General features: G+C 57.4%; 21 protein-coding genes and 1 pseudogene. 10 read left to right on the top strand and 12 right to left on the bottom strand.

Annotated features, from left to right (window positions below; all coding sequences use genetic code 11):
• Positions 1 to 493 precede the first annotated feature (493 nt).
• The gene (locus tag V1277_RS13865; protein ID WP_334416657.1) at positions 494 to 763 is read left to right on the top strand and encodes a helix-turn-helix domain-containing protein; all 270 of its coding nucleotides are present in this window, start codon (positions 494 to 496) and stop codon (positions 761 to 763) included.
• 281 nt (positions 764 to 1,044) lie between these two features.
• Here the strand turns inward: V1277_RS13865 and V1277_RS13860 are convergent, their stop codons facing one another.
• Together V1277_RS13860 and V1277_RS13855 are read right to left on the bottom strand one after the other, a co-directional pair.
• Positions 1,045 to 1,395: a type II toxin-antitoxin system PemK/MazF family toxin gene (locus V1277_RS13860; protein ID WP_334416655.1), complete on the bottom strand. Its 351-nt coding sequence runs from the start codon at positions 1,393 to 1,395 to the stop codon at positions 1,045 to 1,047.
• Positions 1,392 to 1,616 carry an antitoxin MazE family protein gene (locus tag V1277_RS13855; RefSeq protein ID WP_334416653.1) on the bottom strand — a complete coding sequence of 75 codons (225 nt, stop codon included), beginning with the start codon at positions 1,614 to 1,616 and terminating at the stop codon, positions 1,392 to 1,394. The genes V1277_RS13860 and V1277_RS13855 overlap by 4 nt, the downstream gene beginning before the upstream one ends.
• 715 nt (positions 1,617 to 2,331) lie before the next feature.
• Between V1277_RS13855 and V1277_RS13850 the strand changes: the two genes are divergently transcribed.
• The 5 genes from V1277_RS13850 (at position 2,332) to V1277_RS13830 (ending at position 8,297) form a co-directional block, all read left to right on the top strand.
• Positions 2,332 to 2,679 (top strand): hypothetical protein, encoded by a 348-nt coding sequence (locus V1277_RS13850; protein WP_334416652.1) that lies wholly within the window; start codon positions 2,332 to 2,334, stop codon positions 2,677 to 2,679.
• A gap of 82 nt (positions 2,680 to 2,761) precedes the next feature.
• A complete protein-coding gene (locus V1277_RS13845) occupies positions 2,762 to 3,304 on the top strand; it encodes a hypothetical protein (RefSeq protein WP_334416650.1) in 543 nt (180 codons plus the stop codon).
• Between the two features lie 164 nt (positions 3,305 to 3,468).
• Positions 3,469 to 4,587 (top strand): hypothetical protein, encoded by a 1,119-nt coding sequence (locus tag V1277_RS13840; RefSeq protein ID WP_334416648.1) that lies wholly within the window; start codon positions 3,469 to 3,471, stop codon positions 4,585 to 4,587.
• A 376-nt stretch (positions 4,588 to 4,963) separates the two neighbouring features.
• Entirely contained in the window at positions 4,964 to 7,450 is a 2,487-nt protein-coding gene (locus V1277_RS13835; RefSeq protein ID WP_334416646.1) for a helicase C-terminal domain-containing protein, read from the top strand.
• Between the two features lie 16 nt (positions 7,451 to 7,466).
• A complete protein-coding gene (locus V1277_RS13830) occupies positions 7,467 to 8,297 on the top strand; it encodes a hypothetical protein (RefSeq protein WP_334416644.1) in 831 nt (276 codons plus the stop codon).
• Positions 8,298 to 8,978: 681 nt separating this feature from the next.
• Here the strand turns inward: V1277_RS13830 and V1277_RS13825 are convergent.
• The 6 genes from V1277_RS13825 to V1277_RS13800 all read right to left on the bottom strand — a co-directional run bounded on the left by V1277_RS13825 (position 8,979) and on the right by V1277_RS13800 (position 16,044).
• The gene (locus tag V1277_RS13825; protein WP_334416642.1) at positions 8,979 to 9,974 is read right to left on the bottom strand and encodes a hypothetical protein; all 996 of its coding nucleotides are present in this window, start codon (positions 9,972 to 9,974) and stop codon (positions 8,979 to 8,981) included.
• A 741-nt stretch (positions 9,975 to 10,715) separates the two neighbouring features.
• A complete protein-coding gene (rnk, locus tag V1277_RS13820) occupies positions 10,716 to 11,123 on the bottom strand; it encodes a nucleoside diphosphate kinase regulator (protein WP_334416640.1) in 408 nt (135 codons plus the stop codon).
• A gap of 18 nt (positions 11,124 to 11,141) precedes the next feature.
• The gene (locus V1277_RS13815) at positions 11,142 to 11,621 is read right to left on the bottom strand and encodes a GreA/GreB family elongation factor (RefSeq protein WP_334416638.1); all 480 of its coding nucleotides are present in this window, start codon (positions 11,619 to 11,621) and stop codon (positions 11,142 to 11,144) included.
• Between the two features lie 119 nt (positions 11,622 to 11,740).
• A complete protein-coding gene (locus V1277_RS13810) occupies positions 11,741 to 12,571 on the bottom strand; it encodes a universal stress protein (protein WP_334416634.1) in 831 nt (276 codons plus the stop codon).
• 311 nt (positions 12,572 to 12,882) lie between these two features.
• Positions 12,883 to 14,493: a cytochrome c oxidase subunit I gene (gene ctaD, locus V1277_RS13805; protein ID WP_442894485.1), complete on the bottom strand. Its 1,611-nt coding sequence runs from the start codon at positions 14,491 to 14,493 to the stop codon at positions 12,883 to 12,885.
• A gap of 1,068 nt (positions 14,494 to 15,561) precedes the next feature.
• Complete coding sequence (locus V1277_RS13800) at positions 15,562 to 16,044, bottom strand: universal stress protein (RefSeq protein ID WP_334416632.1); 483 nt, start codon at positions 16,042 to 16,044, stop codon at positions 15,562 to 15,564.
• A gap of 1,443 nt (positions 16,045 to 17,487) precedes the next feature.
• Here V1277_RS13800 and V1277_RS13795 point away from each other — a divergent pair.
• The 3 genes from V1277_RS13795 to V1277_RS13785 all read left to right on the top strand — a co-directional run bounded on the left by V1277_RS13795 (position 17,488) and on the right by V1277_RS13785 (position 19,217).
• On the top strand, positions 17,488 to 18,027 hold the full coding sequence (locus V1277_RS13795) for a DUF6306 domain-containing protein (RefSeq protein ID WP_334416630.1): 540 nt from the start codon (positions 17,488 to 17,490) through the stop codon (positions 18,025 to 18,027).
• 89 nt (positions 18,028 to 18,116) lie between these two features.
• Complete coding sequence (locus tag V1277_RS13790) at positions 18,117 to 18,257, top strand: hypothetical protein (protein WP_334416628.1); 141 nt, start codon at positions 18,117 to 18,119, stop codon at positions 18,255 to 18,257.
• Between the two features lie 318 nt (positions 18,258 to 18,575).
• The gene (locus V1277_RS13785; RefSeq protein WP_442894484.1) at positions 18,576 to 19,217 is read left to right on the top strand and encodes a PAS domain-containing protein; all 642 of its coding nucleotides are present in this window, start codon (positions 18,576 to 18,578) and stop codon (positions 19,215 to 19,217) included.
• A 159-nt stretch (positions 19,218 to 19,376) separates the two neighbouring features.
• On the opposite strand, the gene V1277_RS13780 is transcribed toward V1277_RS13785, so the two are convergent.
• Positions 19,377 to 19,646, bottom strand: coding sequence for a hypothetical protein (locus tag V1277_RS13780; RefSeq protein WP_334416626.1), 270 nt, complete (start codon positions 19,644 to 19,646; stop codon positions 19,377 to 19,379).
• Positions 19,647 to 19,727: 81 nt separating this feature from the next.
• Between V1277_RS13780 and V1277_RS13775 the strand changes: the two are divergent.
• Positions 19,728 to 20,030: pseudogene (locus tag V1277_RS13775) on the top strand (DUF488 domain-containing protein); the annotation flags it as partial.
• Here V1277_RS13775 and V1277_RS13770 read toward each other — a convergent pair.
• The 3 genes from V1277_RS13770 to folE form a co-directional block, all read right to left on the bottom strand.
• Positions 20,020 to 20,358: a patatin-like phospholipase family protein gene (locus V1277_RS13770; RefSeq protein WP_334420375.1), complete on the bottom strand. Its 339-nt coding sequence runs from the start codon at positions 20,356 to 20,358 to the stop codon at positions 20,020 to 20,022. The pseudogene V1277_RS13775 and the gene V1277_RS13770 sit on opposite strands and share 11 nt — an antisense overlap.
• A 254-nt stretch (positions 20,359 to 20,612) precedes the next feature.
• Positions 20,613 to 22,139, bottom strand: coding sequence for an FAD-dependent oxidoreductase (locus V1277_RS13765; RefSeq protein ID WP_334416624.1), 1,527 nt, complete (start codon positions 22,137 to 22,139; stop codon positions 20,613 to 20,615).
• Positions 22,140 to 22,169: 30 nt separating this feature from the next.
• Positions 22,170 to 22,784, bottom strand: a complete 615-nt coding sequence (gene folE / locus V1277_RS13760; protein WP_334420374.1) for a GTP cyclohydrolase I FolE — start codon at positions 22,782 to 22,784, stop codon at positions 22,170 to 22,172.
• Between the last annotated feature and the right edge of the window lie 260 nt (positions 22,785 to 23,044).

The raw sequence follows: 23,044 nt of genomic DNA, 5'->3' as shown, positions 1-23,044 counted from the left end.
GCCTCACGTAGCGCTCTTACATCCCGCTTACTGAAGTCATGTGGGCTTCGAATACGCCACCAATGGATCGGCGGGGCCGCCAGCCGGCCGGCCAAAGCCGCTCGGACGTTCGTGCTTGGCAGCTGATTGCCCTGAACAACGCTTCCAGAGGTCATGCGCATGCGCTCCTCCAATCGCAAGGTGGTTGTCACTGAACGGTAAGTCGAATGCTTAGGTAATTCCGCACTGGCGGTGCCAACCCCGGCCCCGCCATCCCGGTCGCGCTAAGGACTCATTTGCCCACTTTCCTTGTCGGCCGAGACAGAGCCGAGCAACGTCATTTCCTTCCGGCCAAAGGACCTGGCAAGGATTGCGTTGTAGGATTCGATTGCTGGTTTGATGGCGTCTCTTATCCCGCCCGCTCAGACGCCATGCTTAACAACGTCTTAATAATAACAAATCCGAAGGCGGATAGGAATATCCGGAAGCGGGCTGGGAAGAAAAGTCCTAAGTTATGGTTAACGCCTCGGATCCGACCATCTCGCCCGCGCAGGTTAGAGCCGCGCGGGCCTGGCTAAACTGGAATCAGGACTACCTGGCGAAAAAAGCTCGCGTATCCAAGAATACCTTGAATCGCTTCGAGCAGGGGCTATCCGTGCCATATTCCGAGACGTCGGATCGTCTGCGCAAGACGCTCGAAGCGGCGGGAATTCGATTTATGTTTCTCAAGACGGTCGCGATAGGAATATCCTGCGCTCCCCCCGTTGATAACGTTTCCGAGTAGAACGACAGCGCACGCGCCAGCCGACACCAGCTTCGATGCCCGCTTCCTTTCCGCCTGCCATGATCAAGGAGCTTCGTCACCTGCTCGCGTCGGCAATTGCCGACGCCAAAGCCTATGACGTTCCGGCCTTATGCCGTCGTCTCAAGCTGGGCGACGGAGGGGAACAGGAAGCCTTCGCCAGCAAGTATAAATGGCTATCCGGATTTTCGTGTTGAAATGTCAATGCTCTTGGAATGGCCGTCCGTGTGGGCGGCTCGGCGCTCAAGGCAGCGGCCATGGCCTCATTTTCTTCTGCTTCTGGGGGATACGGCCATACCGAGGAACACCATCATCGCCTGATTGAGCCGTACCATATCCTCGTCGTCGAGACGCCCAACACGACTGCCGACCTTAGCCTTGGGAACGGTTGTGATTTTGTCTACCATCAGCCGGCATGTCGAGAGCAAGCCGTTGCGCTCCTTCGGCTCGTCGATGAGCCGGAACAACGGCGCATCGGTCGGATCGGTGGTGAAGGCGCAAATGGTGATGGAGTCGGTCGCGTCGAAACTGTCGTCCTGCACGATGACGACGGGGCGCGGCTTGCCTGCGTAATCCTTGCCGCCAGCGACGGTCCAGATTTCACCGCGTCTCATTTATCGTCCAGGTCGGACACGTCGTCGATGAAAGCCTGATCGTCGCGGGCATGGCTGCTGGCCGCAACAGCAAGTGACTGACGATGAGCCTGCTTGCGGAAGGATGAAGCCCGCACATCGGGCACCCAAAGCTGGATAGGTCGCAAGCCCTGTGCCCGCAGCCTCTTGCGATGTTCCCGCACCTTCATCCGACCAGGCTTGGGCCTTGAGGCAGTCGCCATCGGTTCCCCATGTTTGGTTACATGTAACCTAGCATAGTCGCATCCGATTGGCCAGCCATTTTGCCGACTGCCTCGAGGGCTGCCCCGGGTCCGGGCGAACATCTTCAATCTGGTCGGCGGGATGCCGTTCTGGAGCAGCATCGAGGACACCTTGCGGAAGCGGACGCTCAAAGCCCATCGAGGAGAGCGTTCTAACTACATAGCTCGGTTTCCGTTCTAGAGTTTTCCACGTTGTTGATGAAGGTGCTCAGCGCGGGATGGGGCGATGCACAGCTAATGGACCGATCGAGAGGTGGGCTAACGACCAAGATAAGTGCTTGCGTCGATACCGACGGAATTCCCGAGCTTTCTGTCCGCCTCAACGGTCGCGGCACAGGTCTGCATCTCCTTACTTCCGGCTGCGGACGAGCAACGTTGTCCGCTGCAGTGTGCAAGACTTGTCATCTCTAGGCGATGCCCAGGTGTTGTGTGATGACGTTGGATCGCACGGGAGCTCGCCCTTAGGCTCAGGCCAGGAGCGAGCCATCTCGTCGACTTAGACGAACTTGCAAGCTGGCGACCGCCTCTTGGTTCTCCTCACTCGCACTAGGCACCAACCCCGCCCTAGCGGGTGTTTCCGCCGACGGGGCGACGAAATCCTAAAGACAAATATCACCAAGCTGGCCTATGATGCCTCCTGGTTGCATTCACGTGAGTTATTTCCCGGAGGTAATACATGGTCATGGTCGAGTCTAGCCCCGACCCGCTCGAGCCTATATTCCAAAGCTTCGAGAAGCGTTCGGGTTGGAAACTGAGTCAGCAGGCGAGGATAATCCTCAAGGAGGGCTTGATCGCGGCCCAGACCGACACGCTTGGTCTTGGAGATTTTGCGACGGTCGTCGACCGTGATCCGGTTGCGGATCGAATTGTCAAGAAGATGCCCAAATTCCTGGACGATCTCCAGAAAGAAGCGGATTCGCGTGAAAAGGTCGAGAAAGTCCAGAAGACGATCGGCGGCGTCTTCGTACTCCAGAACATGGGCCGTTGGCAAAGCCTCTTCGGTTGCACCTGTTGGCCCGTCTGAGGCGATGATGAACGGTGCAGTGACGCCGCCTCCGTCGCCGCTCAAGGACACGATCGACGCGAATTCCGGTCGCTTCGAGTTCTTGAAGCAGACGCTGACCCTCGGTTTGGTCGGCATCGGCGGCGTCGCGGCCCTTTTCACGGATCCGTCGCGCATTCCTGCAGATGGTTTGGCGAAATGGATATTGGTCGTTGCCGGGGCGGGGCTTCTCGTCGTCGTGGCGTTCGCCATCATGGGATTGTCGGCCTACGCAAATTTGCTGACCGTGACGGCGCGAGACCCGAGGGACCCCGACGAGGTCGCGAAGTACGCGAACGGAGTGCGCGATCACGCGCGCATCGTCATCATCGGTCTTTCGGTAGTGCTGGTCTTCACGGCAACTTTCGCGGTGAATCGCCTCTTCGCGTCATCGGGTTCGCCAGAGAGTGCTGTTGCCGCCGCCGCCGATTTCGTCGCCAAAGAAACGAAGCTCACGACCGACAGGATCCACTTCACCGAAATGGTGACCGACAACGACGCCTACGTCGTCACATATTCGGTGCCCACGACCGGTAACGACGTCACCGTCCGTGTCGGGAAGAAGGACGGTAGCATCGCGCGAGTCACGCAACAGAAGAAGCCGTAGCTCGCTCCTATAAACCGCCGACTCCGTGGAGCGGTTTAGCGAGAGAAGCCCGCGGCGAAGCGCTGATTGGCAACCCTCAACTCATTCCGCGCTCTCGGCGCACCCCCGATCGAAACGGCACGTAGCCACTCGATCTCTGGCCACCAGCATTGCAAGAAACGAACATGACCACGTCCTCTACCGTCACGCCTGCCCAAGCGCTTCTGAAGATCTTGAATCCTGCCCCCAGAGCGCAGGCCGCTCTGCCGTCCGATGCTGCCGCAGACAAGGCGATGGCGGATTTCCTTGCCGACATAGCGGCGCTGGACCGCAAACATAATCGCGGTCAATCCCTTAGCCAGGATCAACTTGCCGAACAGATTTTTCGACAAAGCCCAACGTTCAAAAACGAGCGAGCGATTATACCCTACTTGCGATACCAGTTGCGGGTCGCGTTGGAGGAGCTCACTATCCTCGATCGCGAGATGCGCGGACAAAGTGGCGGTTCGATCACCTACGCCGTCCTCTCGAGGTACGGCCGCGTCATCATCGATTTTCTGTTCGACCTGCGCGAGATACTGCCCTTCCTTCAGCGAAAGGAGGTCGGTTGGACATTCTTCAACGGCGTAAAGAATTCGCATGCCACTAGCTGGGAGATTTTTGGACTGGCGCGTGGTTTGGCGTTCCAATCCACATACGTAGCTTCGGGGCCGCCGTTCGACCACAAGATTGCTCAGATCGCCTCGATATTCGTTCTTCGGCAGGCGATGGAGCTCCGCTTTGAGCGGTTGATCGCGGTTTATCCAAACGACCGCAAGGGCAAGCCGCCGAAACTCCGGCACGGCTTCCATCAAGAATTTATAGCTGCACATCCGGAATTCTTTCAGGCCGATGGGTTCCGTGTGAAGGAGCTTCGCCATCTGTACGATTGGTGCAGCGAGATTGTACATCAGGCGTATCAGCCCTACGCATGGCAGATCTCCATGGCGTTGCGACGTGGAGGCGATCTGCTCCGTTCGCGATCGGCGCCGCCCACCGAAGCATGGTCGATCTTTAACTCCGTTAAGGTTGCGGATGTCGAAGCGATGCAGGCCGCCTACGAAAACCATTTCCTCTCGACGTACGGTCACGGCGCCTGGCTATTCACACGCGAGAAGCCCGAAGCGTTTGTCCCGAACTGGAAAAAGGAGATGGCGTTCACCAGCACCACGTACCGAGCGGTGCTCAACCGTCCGAACCTATGGATTCGAATACGAGCGCGCATTCGACGGACGTGCTTTGGCAAGCGTTCAACTGGTGCCTGACGTTCCTACTTTCAGATCGGCAGGCCAAGTTGCGGTCCAGGCCGTCGCCCTGAAGCGAGGCGAGAGACGCCCAGAAAGCGGACCGGCTTCGCAAAAGGATTTTCATTCTCATGCCGAACTAGAACATGTCATGAACATAAGAGTCGAGTCCGCCGAACGATGTCGAAAGGCGAAATTGACCCCCTGGGAAGGGTCGGTTGGCCTGCCTAGGTTTCTGCTACCGGGCGTTGCGATCTGGCGACAATTGCTTTCTATTGGCGCCTCCGACAGCAGCCGATTCGATCGTTTGGTCCAAGTCTCGAACTGCCGGACAGGCTGAAATCTCTCCGGCAGTCCTCGGCTTTCGGCGCGGACAGTCAAGTTTCGGAGTAAAACCGTGGCCCTCGACTACAAGAAGATCAAATCCGGCCTGCCGTCGGCGAAGCCGACCGACCCCCGCAAGATCTTCACTACGCTCAAGCGCGACACCGCCAAGTTCAAGCGCCCGTCGGATGAGCAGGGCGACGTATTCGACGCCTGGTACGGCAAGCGGACGCGGGCCGACAACACCCTGAAAATGAATACCGGCTCCGGAAAGACCGTCGTCGGTCTGCTGTGCCTGCAGAGCAGCCTGAACGAAGGCGTCGGACCCGCGGTGTACGTCACGCCGGACAACTATCTTCTTCGTCAGGTCATCGCCGAAGCCGGCTCCTTGGGGGTGGCCGTGACCGAAGACGAGGGAGACGCGGCCTTTCTCTCGGGAAACGCGATCCTCGTCATCAACATCTGGAAGCTCGTAAACGGCAGATCCGTCTTCGGCGTCGGTCGCGGTGGAACCAAGATCGAGATCGGTAGTCTCGTCATCGATGACGCGCACGCCTGCCTCGCAACCGTCGCCGATCAGTTCAAGATAAGGCTTTCGTCGTCGCATCCTGCTCACGATGTCTTGCTGGAGCTTTTCAAGCCGGATCTCGAGAATCAATCGGCCTCGGCGTTCTTGGACGTCGAAGATCATGATCCGCAGATTGCCATGGCGGTACCGTTTTGGGCTTGGAAGAATAAGCAAAGTGACGTTCTTCGAATCCTTCATCCGCATCGCGGCGATGAGACGCTGAAATGGCCGTGGCGGCTGGTCGAGGACGTCCTCGAACTCTGCCAGTGCGCATTCGGAGGCGGCAACGTCGAGATCGCGCCGCGCTTCATTCCGATCGACAACATTCCTGCGTTCACCGGTGCGAAGCGGCGCATCTACATGACCGCCACGCTGGCGGACGACGGCGTTTTGGTGAGCCACTTCCAAGCCGACGCCGAACAGGTCGCCGATCCCATTCGGCCCAAGGGCGGCGGCGACATCGGCGACCGCATGATCCTCGCGCCGCAGGAGATCAACCCCGACATCACGATCGACGAGATCAAGGCGCTCGTTGCGGCAAAGGCCAAGACCATCAACGTCGCGGTCATCGTGCCTTCGAAGAAAAGGGCCGAGTTCTGGTCGGATATCGCCAACCAGACGCTTACGGCCGAGAACATCGAAGAGGGGACCGACAAGCTTCGCAAGGGGCATGTCGGCTTGACGGTGTTCGTCGGCAAATACGACGGCGTCGATCTGCCTGCGAAGGCGTGCGAGCTCCTGGTGATCGACGGTCTGCCCGAGCTCTACGGCCTGCTGGAGAGGATCGAACAGGAAGCGCTCGACGGCACGCGCCGACAGCTAGTCCGCCAAGTGCAGCGGATCGAGCAGGGGATGGGGCGCGGCGTGCGTTCGAGCCAGGATCACTGCGTCGTTCTCCTTGTGGGCGCCAAGTTGACGCAACGCCTGCATCGTCCAGATGCCCGCGCGCTGTTCTCTTCCGCGACGCGCGCGCAACTGGATCTCGGACGGGAAGTCACCGCGCAGTTGAAGGGCAAGCCTCTATCTGAGATCGCGTCGGTGATGGACCTTTGCTTGACAGGCGACGACGAATGGCTCGACGCCAGCAGATCGGCCGTCGTGAATGCCGATGCCGGCGATGCAAGCCACGTTGATGAAACCGTGGTTGCGCTGCGCAAGGCCTTCGATTTCGCGCGCTCGAAGCGTTTCGATCTCGCGGAACAGACGGTCCAGGAGGCCGTCAGGAAATTGACCGAGAAGAAGGCCCTGGGCTATCTGAAGCAGCAGTTGGCCGAATACGTCCATCACAACGATCAGATGAAGGCGCAAGAGCTCCAACTGGCCGCGGTTCAGCTCAATCCCGCGCTGGTTCGCCCGATAAGCGGCATCGCCTACAGCAAGCTGAACGTTCCCAAGGACAGTCAGGCCGCTATGGCCGTGGCCTTCATGAAGCGGTTTCTCGAGTCGAACGACCTGATCATGTGGGTCAACGCGCTCATCGAATCTTTGGCGTGGGGCGAGGAGAACAGCAAGAAGTTCGAGTCCGCGATGCTCGATCTTGGTCTTTTCCTGGGCTTCGGATCGCAGCGACCCGAACAAGATACTGGTCGCGGGCCTGATAATCTCTGGGCGCTGGGCGCTCTGCAGTACCTTGTGATCGAGTGTAAGAGCGGCGCCGTTAAGGCGGGCTCGATCAATAAGCACGACTGCAATCAGCTAAATGGTTCGATGACTTGGTTCGCCGACAAGTACGACAAGAGCTGCAGCGCGACGCCCGTCATGGTGCATCCGAAGATCACGCCCGAACACGCTGCGACCCTGCATGCCGATGCTAGGATCGTCACAGAGGAGTGCTTAGCGCGACTGGTCGAGGCGATCAGGAAGTATTCGGTGGCGATCAGTCAGAAGAACGGCTATGCGGAACCCAAGGTTGTGGCCGCTCAGTTGAACCATTTCGGCCTGACGCAAAAGGATTTCGTCACGAAATTTGCCGTCCGCTCAAAGAAATCCTGAGCGCAGGCGAGGTTTGATGAACGCGAAGCTGGGCCAGAAGAAACGCAGGCGTCTCGATCTGCTCGGCCGAGAGGCCCTATGCATCTTTTGCGGCGGGACGACGCCTGCGTCGACCATCGACCATCAGCCGGCGCGGGCGTTCTTCGACGCGAAGGTGGGACCTGAAGGCTACGAATTCCCAGCCTGTGAGCCGTGCAACAAGAAGTCCAGCGCTCACGAACATGTCCTGACCACCCTTGTCAGGCTGAATGGCGGAGGGGAGCAGAACGCGCAACGGGAGGTCGACTTAGCCAAGTTTGCGAAGGCGATGAAGAACAACTTCCCTGGTCTCCTGCGCGTGCTCGGTCCAGACGAGAAGAATGGCTTCATCAGATCCCGAGGTCTTTGGGTTCCGGTAGGAAGAGCATTCCCACAGCACCTTCCCATGGTCGCGATCGATCCGCAGATCGCCGGCACCGCCGTCGACGCCGTCTTCCGGAAGCTGATGTGTGCACTTCACTACAAGCACGCGGGCAACATTCTGCCAGCAGATGCGACGATCACCGTGAAGTGGGCGACGAACGCGGGTCTACCGGAGTTCATCACCGAGGATATGAAGGCGTTTGTTGCCGGCCTTACCGAGAAACCCCCGCTCGTCCGCAACGGCAAGGACCTGTCCGACCAGTTCGACTATCGCTACTCGAAGGCGGACGACGGCAGCGCTTCGGCCTACTTCATCAAATTCCGCCAATCGCTGTTCGGGGCGGGCGTCGAGCTATCGAAACCGGGTGTTGCTGTCGAGGAGGCTGCGGAGAGGTCCGGAGAGCAGGCCCATCCGGCTCAAGACGCAAGCGGGCTGGTGACTTGAAGAAGATATCAACGATAGATTAACCAAGACCGACCGAACGAAATCGGCAGAACAGGCCGTTCAGCGATTTCGCTCGGTCCTATGGTGCCGTTTTAGCCAGATCACGCCGCGAAGCGTGACGCACTTATGTGTGTTTTGACGCTCTTTTGAGGTGCATCACACCTAGCCAGTGATCGGGTCGATTTCAATCCGGATGCGGCTGTTTGGATCGCCGGTGGCACGCAGCATCCACATTGGCAGGACGTGCTCGCGCGACCGATCCGCCTTTCCGACGGGCTCTCCGCAGAAAATGCAATTCGACCAGCCCGGACCCTGTTCTTTTCTACTCAATCCGAAGATCCGGCAGGCATTTCCTCATCCGTTTCAGCGGATTTCGCAAAAAACTATAACCATTAGGTTGCAAATTTCGGAGCCTTCCCGGCCGAAAAACGTGACACTCTTATGTGTCCTTTGACACTCTTATGAGTCCCAGCACAGCAAAGAAGACCCCGGATGGCATAATGCGACATCACTCCCAAATGAAAGTACGGCTGCACATCTTGATAGTAGTCACCCGAAAGCCGCAGCCCACCTGGAGTCTTGGATAGATGTCAGAATGTCAGCTAGGCTGGGACGAATTCGTGAGAGCGAAAAGGATCTGATCGTCCAGGTCGGCAAAAAGCGTGGGCGCATGCATCGCATCTAACCGCAAAAGAGTTTCAGTCGCCCATTCGAACTCCAATCCGAAACGCCTAAAAAATCCTCCTCGTTGCAGATAGCGATCATGGCATAAATGGCATCTCGACAAAGTGCAGGCGAAATTCTTCGGGATAACAACGTGGCAGGTTTCAGTTTTTTATACAGCTGCGGTCCTAATTCCTGAAACGAGTGTGGGTCCATCACCGTGACCGCTCGGCGCACCAAGGCATCTGCGCAAATTTCAGATGCGTCTCGATTCGATCTAAGTTCGGCATTTGCTTCAGCGCTCGACCCGAAGGTTACCTGGAAGCCACTACGCCGAAGTTTATCGACCTCATCGTCGATGCTTTCAACTCCGTAGACAAGCGATCGGCAAGCCGCATCGCGTCTCTGGTTCGGCCGGGGACCGGGAAGATAGCGGCTGACTACATGGATATGTTCGGGTCCGGCGCTGCCGACCTCGAGCGACAGCATCGGAGTCTCCCGCGTTCCTCGGGGAACGCCAAAGTATACGGGACATCCAGCTTCAATGTAGACCAGATCGTCGCAGAACAGCGTGCGATCGGCGATCCTTTGCGGCAAACGCCATCGCTCCTCACTCGATGGGCCATCCACCTGCCGCGCGAAGATTTGTTCGAAGAAACGCTTGGCCTCCCGTCTCGGTTTCGAATAGACGGTCGCCGGCGAAAGGTTCATCATCGAAAGGAACGGGCCTTCGCTTTTGGTCGCGCTCGCCACGTACTCTTTTACAGGCATATGCCTAGGCCCGTCGGACAGCGGCCACCAAAACCTACCCTCGAACGATCTCACCGAGAATTCCGGCGTGACACCGTTCTTGCCCGGACGGACGCGGCAGACGGCGGGCGCCTGCTGGGCTGCGACGGTCCGAATCGCAACCGTCCCGTCTTCCCAGAAGATTCCACATTCCGCCTTCCTGCATCTTCGTCTGACGAATTCGATGAGAAACGGCACGCTCGCCTTGACGAGAGTGTGCTTCATGCGTCCGCTTCGCCTCCTCGCTTTTTTCAGCCGGTTCTCGCTCGACTGGCTTTCCAGGAAATTAAAAGTATGGCGCCGCCCTTACCCAGCCCCCACTCATTTTGTTCATTGATGAATGAATCCTTCCGGTTCGCAAATTGTGATCTCGCGCTCCCGATAAGCCTGAATGCGGTCCATCAAAGCGCAACTGAGAGATAGCCACTTGGAGCCCCTTGTTCCCGGAGAGGCCCAAGGACTCGCGGCCGCGGGCAAAGCCCTGCCGTTCGCAGGGGAGACCGCCTGCGCGTCTGCTTCTTGAGATCGGATAAGATTGAGGAGTTTGTGTCGCACCCCCGCTGCCCCTGAAGCCTTCGGTATGGCGGCTCGGTGGTCGAGACGAGGCGCGCGGATAGGATGTAGGTCGTGATGCTCATGACCCAACTCATGATTCGAACCCTTGAACGGTCCGTCCGCAGAATCGCTAAAAGTTCGATCGAATCCGATCTCAGTCGCACTAAGCGCAGGATCGCATGAAGGTTGAACTAGAGGCGGAGGCTGGCTGGAAGTTCTAGGTTCTCAAGGGCGGCTGGACTGAGCACGTTATGACGCCATTCGGCGACTCCACGCGGAGCGCCCATCACATGAGCCTCACGAGGGATAGATCAGGCGGCCGAAACCGCAGACCATTCCGATGGTCATGCAAATCGCGACTATGGCGGCCTCTCTAAACGAAACATCGCGCATAGCAATAGTCTCCTGCTCTCAGCTTGATACACCGAGAACAGTCAAGGCCCGCGTTTGATGGGCCGGCGTTTGGAATTCGATGGTTTGACCGACCGATAGGCCGATGAGTGCCGTCCCGGCCGGCGTAAGAACCGAGAGGCGTTTCAGCGCTATCTGGGCTTCGTGCGGATACACCAACACGACGTCCCTCACATCACCGGTCTTGTGGTCGCAATAACGCACTTGCGAGCCCATATGGACGACGCCGCGCAGATCAGCATTGTCCGGCACTACATTTGCCCGGTTCATTTCGCGCGCTAGGAAGGTAGCCTCGCGCGGAAAGAGCGTCATGTTTGAGTTTGCTAACGCGTACAAGCGACGTGCTTCGTTCGTGGCGACTACTATGGGCGGTAATACCGAGCCGGACTTGCTCTTTCTCTTAGTCATTGCATTCTTTCCTCGCACTTACGCGGCGGTTGGTCCTGGATCGTCATCGAAGGGCTCTTCGTCTCTATGGACAGGCGCGCGAAACAGCAGCGGAATAGCGTTCGGCTCTGCTCGACTCACGCGTTCGACGTTGACGATGTGTGTGCATCCTGCGGCAAAAAAGGGCATCTGGCTTCCGACCTTGAGCCCGATCAGTGCCGCGCCCAGAGGTGACAACACTGGGATTTGGGTCTCTTCGAATGTGTAATCTTCAGGGTACACCAATCGCCTAGTCTCGCGCGGGTATCCCCAATTGGTCCAAAACGTCACCCACGATCCCATAGTGACGACGGAATCCAATTGAGCGGCGCGATCCGGGATGGTTTCCGCGCGATTGATTTCACCCATCAGGCAGAGGGCGTCCGTGTCACCTTGCTCCGCGGCCGCGCGCGCTAACTTTTCCAAGCGCCGACGATCGGACGCGGACATCGTAATGGTTGGAAGAAACTGGTTGGACATAGCGTGCCTCCATCCGGGATTTCACATCGTGGTTTCTTGCAAACGACCGAGAACTCTCAGCAGGCGGACGCGAACTCCCGAACTTTAGATCATGGCTATCAAGGTTGCCGATGGCCGGTTCAATGTGACATCAGGGTTGGAGCAACCGTCGATTCGAGAATGTCGCGCGTCGCGCCACCGAGAACGAACTCACGAAGCCGCGAATGGCCATAGCCACCCATAACAATCAAATCTGCCGATTGCTGTGCCGCATGAGAACGAATCCTAAGTGACACGTCTTGGCCGTGAGCGACAATATTCCTGACTTCGACAATCACATCATGCCGAGCAAGATGATGCGCTATACACAGTCCGGCCATGCTGTCATCAGCTCTCCCATCAGTTGCAACGGTTACCACTTCGACCTGTTTGGCGCGCGTCAGGAATGGCATCGCGTCGGCTATCGCGCGCGCGGCGTTGTGGCTGCCGTCCCAGCAAACAAGAATCCGGTCATACTTGACCCCGCCTTCGGTGAAATAGGGAACGATCAAGATTGGGCGACCGGATCCCAGCAAGGCTGCTTCGATCATCACCTCTCCTGAACGTTCGTCTTCCGGGTCAGCCTGAGGAAGGATTGTCAAATCGAACCTTCGCGCTGTGCGTGCAAGGAGTTCAGGGAGGCTGACCGCTCCTGCGTTGAGGACCACCGATTCGGCAGAGATGCCTTCTCGCTTGCACGTTTCCTCGAATCGGACTTTGGCAACTTCAGCGGCGGCTTCCACTTCTCGACGATAATCATCCAGAACAATAGCCGGCGCCCAATCAAACAACGCTCCAGCGCGGGCCACGTCTTGCACAAATGCAATGCCCGTGAGGTGCGCATTGAAAGTTCTGGCGACTGCTACGGCGTAGTCCAACGCGAATGCCGGCGCATCGCCCGCCGGAAGGGTCACCAGAAGGTCCTTGATCATCATCACTCTCCACTTGTCGTCGCATATACCGCTTCGCATTAAGAGCGTCTCGGCAGGACTTGAGGATCCATCTGGCGAGGACGTTAGACAAACGAATTCTATTGACGCTTGAATACATTTTTGCGGTTGCATGAGAATGGACAGCGCCTTGTCAAAACCTTTTGGTCTGCGCACGGACTCGCACCCTTCAATAATAGCTTGAACAGCCACCCTGGCGCAAAGGCGGAGCATCGTTGACGCGCGGGATCGGAGGAGGCAGCCGTCGCCTATGCCTAGCCGGCGTGGCTGATTTGTAGAGCTCGTGGATTCATCTATTCAATTCGGGGCAAGACCTCAAATTGATGAAACGGCGGCGGCGAAGATAACGTCCACTCCAGCGTAGTCGCGCCAGGCCCCCACGGATTGCCTGCAGCCTTCTCCTTCCGCACGAAGGCATTGACCATGCCCACGAAGAACACGATCAGACCAACTGCGGAGATGTAGGAGCCGATCGAGGAGATCTGGTTCAGGCCTCCAAATGCATCGGGGTAATCTGCAATTCGTCGCGGCATTCCCGACAATCCGAGAAAATGCATCGGAAAAAACGCAAGATTGACACCGACAAATGTCAGCCAGAAGTGCAGCTTGCCGACGGCTTCCGAGTACATGTATCCGGTCATTTTCGGAAACCAGTAATACCAACCTGCGAAGATCGCGAACACGGCGCCAAGCGACAGCACATAATGGAAATGCGCAACGACGTAATAAGTATCCTGCAACGTCCGGTCGATGCCAGGATTGGCGAGCACAACACCAGTGACGCCGCCGACTGTAAACACGAAGATGAACCCGATCGCCCACAGCATCGGAGTTTTAAATGTTATGGAGCCGCCCCACATGGTGGCTATCCACGAAAAGATCTTGATGCCGGTCGGTACCGCAATCACCATGCTGGCGAGCGCAAAATAAGCCTGGGCGCTGCTTGACATCCCGACCGTGTACATATGATGGGCCCAGACGAGAAATCCGATAAATCCGATCGCAACCAGTGCATAGACCATTCCGAGATAGCCGAAGATCGGCTTGCGGCTGAATGTGGAAACGACGTGGCTGACGATGCCGAAGCCCGGTAGAATCATAATGTAAACCTCGGGATGACCGAAGAACCAGAAAAGATGTTGATACAACACCGGATCTCCGCCGCCCTCCGCCGCGAAAAACGTGGTTCCGAAATTGCGATCCGTCAGAAGCATGGTAATGGCGCCGGCGAGCACAGGCAGCGACAGCAACAACAGGAAGGCCGTCACGAGGACCGACCAGGCGAATAACGGCATTTTATGCAGGCTCATACCCGGCGCCCGCATATTGAATATGGTGGTGATGAAATTGATCGAGCCGAGGATCGAGGACGCACCCGCGATATGCATCGACAGGATCACGAAATCGACGGCTGGCCCCGGATGACCCGAGGTCGACAACGGCGCGTAGAGCGTCCAGCCCGTACCAGCGCCGTTCGAGCCAGGCGCACCTTCGACGAACATCGAGATGATAAGCAGTGCGAACGACGCTGGCAGCAGCCAAAACGATATGTTGTTCATGCGCGGAAACGCCATGTCCGGCGCGCCGATCATCAGCGGCACCATCCAGTTGCCAAATCCACCCATCATCGCCGGCATGAGCGTGAAAAAGATCATGATCAGGCCGTGGCCGGTTACGAATACGTTGTAGGTGTGCGTGTTCGTGAAAATCTGCAAGCCGGCCTGCTGCAATTCCATCCGAATCACAACTGAAATGATTCCACCGATGAGACCTGCACAGATTGCGAACACGAAGTACATCGTGCCGATGTCTTTGTGGTTGGTTGAGTAGAGATAGCGACGCCAGCCGCTCGGATATGCGTGATCTCTCCCGTGCGCGTAGTTAACTCTCGACATAGCCGGCATCACTAGCTCCGATCAAGCAGTTCACCCGCGAGTGATACAAGCACCGAATGCTCCCACGGCGTTTCAGACGGTTAGACCGACTTCAGCTCGATGCTCGTTACACCGGCTGTCAGAGCAAGTCTGCTATCTGTGTCTCATCGGAGGATGCATACGACAATCGAATTTAATTGTAGTTTGAGTGCATGATTCTTGATCAATCCGACCGGCAGCGTTCTCACAAATCAACACCGGTCGCCCCCGGGAGGGCTCACAGTTCATTTGACTGCGTAGACCCACGATCAAAAGAAATGAACAGTCGCGCTCCCCAATCGCCGACCACGCTTTCCCACATCGCGAAAGTCATCAGGGGCTCTTCCCATCGATACTCAGGATGTTAGATGAGCCCTTAGGATGTACGGAGAGTCGAATGACGAAGCTGGACCCTCGTCGGCATCTGGGCGTCTAATCTGTTTAGTCTTAACGAACCGCTCTATCCACCACGTAGCGAGACTTCAGGCCACTAGCCTTCTACTCTTGAAGTGAAGCGAGCTGCCTTGTGATCAGTGCAGCAGCCAGCTGATGCAGTTGGCGCCCACCGTTGGTGATGTTTCGTTAGCAGCCAACAATTCCAGCGCGGACGATCCTTGCTAACCGTTCGCCTATCTTCTACCTAAGACCGCCTTGAATATCTGGGGGTTACCACCGGATACATCTCGTGGATCTTCCGGAACTCGCGTGCGACCTCTCCATAGCCGACTGCATCGAGGAAGCCGCAGAGAACCGTCTCAGCGTTCGCGTGCACGTTGGAGCCTTCGCCGTTCCGTTGTAGCGATTTAAGTTCATTAATCGCGTCTTGCTTGGCCATGGCGTGCTCGTTTTCTGGTTTAGGCGGAACTAGCAACTCAACCTGCCTTCCTTCCGACTTGATACGAAACTGTGTCATCGCGGCCAGTTATGGCATCGGACAGACGTTACTCTCTACAGACGCCCCCAGGATGATGTCTTTTGTAGCGACCGAACCTGACGGCATCGTAAAGGATGCGGCCAATAGCAATAGGGCTGACAGACTAGAGGTTTTCGACACGAGGTTCATCTTTTCCCCCGCGCCTTCAGTTGCTGAATCGGCGTGACGTTACTCGCCCTTTGCTCGGACTTTACGGCAACGAGCACGCTGCATGGCGGTTGATGCAAGATTGATTCGCCTACCGAGCCGTTCAACCAGCGCGCAAGCGTGCCTTGATCCCGATGACCAACGACGATTAAGTCCGCGTGTATCTCTTTCGCGGACAGAATTATCTGGTCTGTTGGCTTGCCGTACTTGAGTTCGCTGGTTGCAGCGCATCCGGCGCGTCGTACACGCCTCACGCCCTCATCAAGCACTGCCTGGATTGCAAAACGTTGATTATCGGGGATGAAAGACATGGTCTCCACGATAAGCATGCTTTCGGACGGGTCTATGACCGCAACAAGATGAACCGTCGCACCACACGCTGATGCCAACTTCTCAGCTTGAGCCAGGGCTTCGCGACCATCGGGTGAGCCGTCGAAAGCTAAGAGAATTTTTTGATACATGCGAGATCTCCCTTCTGACATTCGGACACTGAGCCGACGACCGGCGCATGCGCCGCCCGAGGTCTGAGGCTCCGCCCTGCGTCGGCACTAAGGGAATCGCGTTTACTCACGAGCCTGCCATCGATACTAAGGACGCCCGAAGCAAGGCTGTTGCACCCTCTGTTAGGGTCGCCGGCGGCTACTGCGAATGCGTATTAGTCCAGGCCGTAGGCGTTCTAAGCCGTTGAGGCGACGACCGATCGTGCCGAGAATTTCAGGACTAACAATACGCGAGCGAGCGTCCATCACCCGGCTTAGCGTTCTGAGACGAGAAGTCGCCAGCTCAACCTCCCGAAACGATGCCGGTATCCATCCGGGTCTCCTATTGTTGCGAGTCGCAGCCGGTGCACCGATCACCGATCGTCGTGCGAACGTTGCCATCAACGTATGCCCGCAATGAATTTTGACAAACGAAAAGTACTGCCACTTAGTATCGATTTTATTGATGGGAGGTTCTCGCGTGGACACGGAGCTGACAAGGACCTCTCGTTGTTATCGCGAGTGGAGGATCATCAGCGCCACTAACCGGTTCACGTCAGCCAGTCGACGGTCAGCACGCGCATTCACAAGACCAATTGGGTTGCACATTCTTTGTCCGCAACAAGGCTGGCACGCTCACGTCTGCCGGTCGACAATTTCAAAGGCACGTCCCGCCACGCGCGTTCGAACGATAGAGCAGGCGCGCCATGACATTGGAATTCCTGACGGCTTGAGCGGTACCTTGGTCGTCGGTGGACGGATTGGCCTGTGGGAAGAATTCCTGCTGAAGTGGCTTCAGAACTGATGCGCGAAGCCAGGTCGGAGATATCCGTTCGCGCCGATAGCGGTCTCGAGCCGGAACTCATGCATGGCGTCTCATCGAGGGGCGCATTGATATCGACGTCATGTACACCCCCAGAGTCGGCCCGGTTTGAAACCTGAGCATGGTTCGAGGAAAAGCTCGTCATGGTTTCGACAAATCCAAAGGGGAATCCGGAGCCTCACCCCGGCTATGTGCATGTGGGTTGGGGACCCGAGTTTTATACGAGGCTCGGCATCGCGTGCGAGATCATGCACGGGTCGCACAGCCGAAAACAACAGTAAGAGGGTTGGAAAAACTTCCGAAGCGATCGAGAAGAACGCGCTAGTGCAGGCGCAATGCAGGATGTGACAAATGGGAGGCTCGGTCCACGCGCTCCACCCTCGAAGTGGACGAAGGAGCCAGCGCGCGCATACCAAACGACAAACTGAGCCATTTCGAACTTTTCCGACGTAACAACTTTCTTGATGCAAATCGACAATATTTCTCGCTTGTGAAATTGGACCAAAGGGCGAGAGTTGGATGCAGCCCATAAGCAATAGACGACCTGACGGAAAGCAGGAGGGCTGCCGCTCCTCATCTCGTTCTCGCAGGGAAACGAAATCATGCAGAAGGCTCGGTTACTAAAACAAGCTGACTTAGACGACACCATCAAGGAGCCCACATCCACTCCGTGTGGAATGAATAGCGGCGATCCCGCTTACTTCGACTGTTGGTCTAAGGAAGAAGTACTCAGTTTTCTAACGGAGCTTCTTGAAAGGGAGCGCATCGGCGTCAAGGCGTTTGCAGCAATCGGACGCATGGCTGCCTTTCATATTGCAGATACAGACCTGGTTTTCGAGTCTGAACTGGCGCAAGCGGCGATCTGCCTTTTACTCAAGAAAGAGATTGCCATGCGAGGAGGCGCTGACGCGGTTCGCAGCAAAGACACAACTGCTATGCCTAGCGCAAAATGCAGCCTGCTGCGTGTGATTGCATTCGCAAGCTGCAATCAGACCGGATTGGCCGATATGATTGAGGAAGCCGTTATGAACATCTTCGATTCAACGCTGAATGCAAAGCTCATGTATCTGCTTCTGCTGCACCGTAAACAGGTCGAGCAACTTGAAATCCTTCACCTAAACGCCTCGGATGCGACTTCCTGATCTCTGTCAAATTCGTCGTGGGCAGCCGGGAGAACGCCTTCGTGCCGAGCTTTGAAACTAACAATTACAGACCAATGGTTGTTTGATGAATGTTCTCCACGCTGACAGCGCCGGCTCTGACATTGCTACTTATGGCCATTGTTGTCGGCCTGGGCATCGCCTTCGTGTGGATGCTCTGGGAGATCGAGCAGGCGTCCAAACCGCGACGCGGCAACGATCGCTTGGATTAGGCCACAGTCATGCAGCGCCACATGTATGAAGATGGAGGATCCTAATGGCCGCAAGAGAGACTTTTGCGCAACGGAAAAAGAGGGAGCTCGACCTTCAGTTGGATGAGGAACTGGAGGGCACGTTTCCAGCAAGTGATCCGCCTAAGATTACTCGCTTTCCCGTCAAATCCCACCGCGCTGCGGACCGAGCACAGGAAAACGTCACGGTACCAAAGAGTGGTTGAGTTCTCTTGAGCAGGCAGTCGCGGCTCCATCCGTGTTTGGGGATCGTCTTGATGCACTCACCTGAAGAGTTTTGATTTTGTAGAGAAGCACGCGATGGTGGACTCCAAACGGAAGAGAACAGCGAGCGTACCGCACGGTCTTATCGAGGCGATTCTCGGGACAGTTTCGGATGCGGTCATTGCCACCGACGCCGACGGCCGTATCAGCTTTTGGAACCCTGGGGCGGTTCGAGTATTCGGCTTTAACTCAGAGGAAGCGGTCGGGAGTTCTCTTGATTTGATCATTCCGGAAAGTCTCAGAGCACGCCATTGGGCGGGATACAATCGGGTAATGGCGACCGGCGAAAGTCATTACACCCAGGGCGACCTCTTGTCCGTGCCGGGATTGACCAAGGATGGCCGGCGCATTTCTGTCGAATTCACGATTGTTTTGTTACACGACGAAGGGAGAAAGCCCATTGGGGCTGCAGCCATCCTCCGTGACGTAACAAAGCGCTTTGAGGAGGCCCGCGAACTGAGGCGTCGGCTCACCGAATCCAGGGATCGAGATGCAAAGGATTTGGGGAAACAGCTAACAATGCAGGAAGCCGACTGTGGGGTGAACGAGATCACTCAAGGTGTAATGGTCAAGCACGCCCATCGGCGCATCAGACAAGATGTTGGAATATCCGATTGCTGCAACGACGCCGCAACGTTTGCCAACACGGCGTCTTCCTCATCGAGAGTGGGAGTGTGAAATGACCAAACTTTCTCGTCCCGAGTCCCAGTACGATGCTTTTCTATACGCGTCGGTTTGCGAGACAGATGAGATGACATTGAGCGTCTTGTCCCTACTCGCGTGTCAGGACGTCGATCCTTGGCAAGAGGCCGCACGCTTGACCCAGCTTTCCAGGGATCAGGCGATAAACAGCCTTGCTTCGACGATAGGGAAATCGAATAGCGACCGGTGGTCGCCGTCGGAAGCAAGCATACTGGCGGTTCGTTTGATCGAGCTTCTTCCTTCACATAGCCGCCCCCGTTCCAGCCCACCCTCGACGGATGACGGCAACGGCAGGCTGACGTTTTGGGTGGTCGCTGGGATGCTATTTATGTCAATCACCATATCGGGAAACAGCATGCAGAAATTGGCCAAGGACTCCAGCGTCTCGACCCATAGCGTGAGCATGGCTGTCCAGGGTGATGCCTTGACACGATCGTCCCGCGGGATTGGAACAGATTAAGACATCGGAGATACAGGAGGATATCGATGAGCAAGAGAATTGTTGCCGAGAACATCAAACTGAAACGGGCATACGATTCGGCTGGCTCGGGCGATGGCACTCGAATACTGATCGACCGTCTGTGGCCCCGTGGGGTCAGAAAAGCAGATGCTGCGATTGATCTGTGGGCCAAGGACATTGCCCCCAGCACCGCGCTGCGGAGGTGGTTCGGACATGATCCTGCTCGCTGGCACGAGTTTCGACGGCGCTACTCGGAGGAGATACATCGGCATCGCGACCGGCTCGGCGAACTACGCAGCATCGCTCAAAGAGGACGGATTACACTCGTTTTTGCAGCGCATGATGAGGCTCATAATGACGCCGTTGTTTTGAGAGAGATCCTACTTGGTCGGAGCATCCCGCGAGGGGCGCATCTTCGACGATCTGGCGCAGTGCATCCGACGTGACAAGGAAGTCCCGCCGATACAAAAAACCCAGTATCGTCCTCCACGTCAACGGAAACACGTCGCTCCGGCGCAATCCGCGCCAGATCGTGTCCAGTCGCTGAACCCCTTCAATCGTGGGGTTGCCCGCATAGTAAGCACCATTCAGTGCGCCGACGCTTGAGCCGACGACCATATCGGCGGCAATGCTGCGGCTCGCCAGCGAATGCAGCATGCCGACGTGAATGGCACCAAAGCTGCCACCGCCCGCGAACACAAATGCGGTTCTCGATCGCTCGTCATAGCTGGACATGGGGTGCCGGCTCCTATGTTCGGAGGGGGGGCGCTGCAACGTTGTGCGGCCGCGAAGCCGCGAATTGGCAGTAGAGAGCGACATCTTGCGTCACGCTCTGCATGCTGAATTGCCCGGAACGATTCTGAAGCGCGGCGTGATAGCGCGGACACGCCCGCGGCAACAGTCAGGGGACTTCAGCGCATCACGTTTCGCTCCATGGCCAGTTCGGCCTGCAGGCTGGCAAGGTCGCGGTAGATCGAGGCGACCGCAAGCACGCGGCCCTTGCGTTTGTATTCCAGCAGGCAATCCCGGGCCGCGATGCTACTGTCGAGAACAATCTCATCCCACGTCTCGGCGTGACCGACGTAGTTGATCCTTACGTCGTAATGCGTACTCCAAAAAAATGGCACCGCATCGAACGCCTCACGCTGTCCCAGCATGTTCCGAGCGGCGGTTTGTCCCTGGCGCTCCGCCACTACCCAATGCTCGACTCGGATACTTTCGCCTGAATGCGGATCGGGCCAGCGCGCGATATCACCCGCCGCATAGATCCCGGCGACGCTGGTTTCAAGATAGGCGTTCACGGTAACTCCGCGCTCCAGCGAAAGCCCAGCCCGTTCGGCTAGGCCGAGCCGCGGACGCACGCCGACGCCGACGACCACAACGTCGGCCTCCAACACGCCACCGCTTTTCAGTATCGCCCGTTTGCCATCGATCTCGGCCACGGTATCACCGAGATGGAAGATAACGCCCTGCTCTTCGTGCAGCGCGCGTACGAATTCCCCCATATCGGACCCAAGCACGCGCTCCATCGGCCGTTGCTCCGGCGCAACGACGTGGACCTCGATATCTCGTGCACGCAATGCCGCCGCGGCCTCAAGGCCGATGAAGCTGGCGCCGATCACGATTGCGCGGCGAGCGCCGTTCAGGGACGCAATGATCGCCCGGCAATCCGCAAGCGAGCGCAGCGTATGGACATGCGGCTGGTCAGCACCCGGGATCGGCAGCCTCACCGGCTCCGCACCTGTCGCCAGCAGTAAACGGTCGAAGGGAATATCGCCGCCACCTGCGATGACGACGTTGCACGCCTTGGTATCGATCGAGAGGACCTCTGTATTGAGCCGCAGATCGATACCGGCTTCAGCGTAGAAGCTGCCTGGACCCAACGGCAACCATTCTTCCGGAGCGCTGCCAGCGAGATAATCCTTTGACAGGTTCGGCCGATCGACTGGCGACGCGGTATCGTTGCTCAGCATGACAATGCTGCCGCGAAACTCCTGCCGCCTCAGCATCTCCGCCGCAGCGAATCCCGCTGCTCCGCCGCCGACGATCACGATCTTGCCGGGCGCATCAACGGGTCCCTTGCCGCGCGGTTTCGGCTGTTTGCGCTTTTGCCGAACGAAGATGCGATCGCCTTCGTACTCGATTTGCCAGACCGCAAGCGGGGTAAGCGCCGGCGCGCGGGTTGCTTCGCCGGTCCGCAAATCAAAACAGGCGTGGTGCCAAGGGCAGCGGATGCTCTCGCCGACCACAAGTCCTTCGGCGAGCGGTCCGTGATAGTGGCTGCAATGCGCGTCGACGGCAAAGATCTCCGGGCCGAAGCGTACCAGCAGAACATCCTGATCGCCGACATGCCCGAGAAGGGTTTCGCTCGTGAACGCGCTCAGCGCGATGCCCTGCGCCAGATCCGGACCACTAGGCTCCGCTTTTTCTTCTGTCATGTTCCCCTCCTTCAGAGGTTGCACTTTGCATCAAACAGCCATGCCGAGGAATTCCTGGCGCGTCAGCGCGCTGTCGCGAAAGCACCCCAACATCCGGCTGGTGACCAGATCGGTGCCGGGCTTGTGAACGCCGCGGGTGGTCATGCAGTGATGCGTCGCCTTGACGATCACGCCAACGCCCTGCGGCTTCAGCACATCGTTGATGGTGTTGGCGATTTGCGCGGTCATCTTCTCCTGGATTTGCAGGCGCTTCGCGTAAGCGTCCACCACCCGGGCTAGTTTGGAAATGCCGACCACGCGGCCATCCGGAATGTAGGCCACCCAGGCCCGGCCGATGATCGGCGCAATGTGGTGCTCGCAATGGCTTTCGAAGCGAATGTCCCGAAGCACGATCATTTCGTCGTACCCTTCGATCTCCTCGAAGGTCTTTTCCAGAATCTGAGCCGGATCCTGACCGTAGCCCGAGAAAAACTCCTCGAACGAACGGGTCACGCGAGCGGGCGTTTCGATCAGGCCGTCTCGGTCCGGATCTTCGCCGGTCCATCGGATGATGGTTCGTACCGCTGCTTCGACTTCCGTTCGGCTCGGCCTTTGAGTTTCCGGTTGCGACGCTCGTGGGTCCAGCATATGCACGTTCGGATTCATCGGTATGCCCTTCTTTGGCCGAGGTCGAAGCGACCGGCTCACGTTGAGCCGGATGGATGATCCGTGAGCAGAACGGTTCCCGAGCTCACGCAGGCAGGCCGAGCGAAGCGAAGCAGTGGTGTTCACAAGCTCGACCACCCGCAAACTGAAGAGCATTTGTCCACAGGAAGCCGATCAGTTTTGTCCAATTGCTCGCGGACTCGATGTAGCTTGGCCTGACGACTGAGCTACTTTCCTTATGGCAGCACCGATTGCTGTCA

The organism is Bradyrhizobium sp. AZCC 1588 (assembly GCF_036924735.1).
GTDB lineage: Bacteria > Pseudomonadota > Alphaproteobacteria > Rhizobiales > Xanthobacteraceae > Bradyrhizobium.
Note: the sequence above shows the minus strand (reverse complement) of the source record. Positions and strands in the feature narration are given on the sequence as shown.

Excerpts from the sequence above, each read along its gene's own strand:
- V1277_RS13865 (WP_334416657.1), top strand. The coding sequence starts at position 494 with ATGGTTAACGCCTCGGATCCGACCATCTCGCCCGCGCAGGTTAGAGCC.
- V1277_RS13860 (WP_334416655.1), bottom strand. The coding sequence starts at position 1,395 with ATGAGACGCGGTGAAATCTGGACCGTCGCTGGCGGCAAGGATTACGCA.
- V1277_RS13855 (WP_334416653.1), bottom strand. The coding sequence starts at position 1,616 with ATGGCGACTGCCTCAAGGCCCAAGCCTGGTCGGATGAAGGTGCGGGAA.
- V1277_RS13850 (WP_334416652.1), top strand. The coding sequence starts at position 2,332 with ATGGTCATGGTCGAGTCTAGCCCCGACCCGCTCGAGCCTATATTCCAA.
- V1277_RS13840 (WP_334416648.1), top strand. The coding sequence starts at position 3,469 with ATGACCACGTCCTCTACCGTCACGCCTGCCCAAGCGCTTCTGAAGATC.
- V1277_RS13830 (WP_334416644.1), top strand. The coding sequence starts at position 7,467 with ATGAACGCGAAGCTGGGCCAGAAGAAACGCAGGCGTCTCGATCTGCTC.
- V1277_RS13825 (WP_334416642.1), bottom strand. The coding sequence starts at position 9,974 with ATGAAGCACACTCTCGTCAAGGCGAGCGTGCCGTTTCTCATCGAATTC.
- rnk (WP_334416640.1), bottom strand. The coding sequence starts at position 11,123 with ATGACTAAGAGAAAGAGCAAGTCCGGCTCGGTATTACCGCCCATAGTA.
- V1277_RS13815 (WP_334416638.1), bottom strand. The coding sequence starts at position 11,621 with ATGTCCAACCAGTTTCTTCCAACCATTACGATGTCCGCGTCCGATCGT.
- V1277_RS13810 (WP_334416634.1), bottom strand. The coding sequence starts at position 12,571 with ATGATCAAGGACCTTCTGGTGACCCTTCCGGCGGGCGATGCGCCGGCA.
- ctaD (WP_442894485.1), bottom strand. The coding sequence starts at position 14,493 with ATGCCGGCTATGTCGAGAGTTAACTACGCGCACGGGAGAGATCACGCA.
- V1277_RS13800 (WP_334416632.1), bottom strand. The coding sequence starts at position 16,044 with ATGTATCAAAAAATTCTCTTAGCTTTCGACGGCTCACCCGATGGTCGC.
- V1277_RS13795 (WP_334416630.1), top strand. The coding sequence starts at position 17,488 with ATGCAGAAGGCTCGGTTACTAAAACAAGCTGACTTAGACGACACCATC.
- V1277_RS13790 (WP_334416628.1), top strand. The coding sequence starts at position 18,117 with ATGTTCTCCACGCTGACAGCGCCGGCTCTGACATTGCTACTTATGGCC.
- V1277_RS13785 (WP_442894484.1), top strand. The coding sequence starts at position 18,576 with ATGGTGGACTCCAAACGGAAGAGAACAGCGAGCGTACCGCACGGTCTT.
- V1277_RS13780 (WP_334416626.1), bottom strand. The coding sequence starts at position 19,646 with ATGCTCACGCTATGGGTCGAGACGCTGGAGTCCTTGGCCAATTTCTGC.
- V1277_RS13770 (WP_334420375.1), bottom strand. The coding sequence starts at position 20,358 with ATGCTGCATTCGCTGGCGAGCCGCAGCATTGCCGCCGATATGGTCGTC.
- V1277_RS13765 (WP_334416624.1), bottom strand. The coding sequence starts at position 22,139 with ATGACAGAAGAAAAAGCGGAGCCTAGTGGTCCGGATCTGGCGCAGGGC.
- folE (WP_334420374.1), bottom strand. The coding sequence starts at position 22,784 with ATGAATCCGAACGTGCATATGCTGGACCCACGAGCGTCGCAACCGGAA.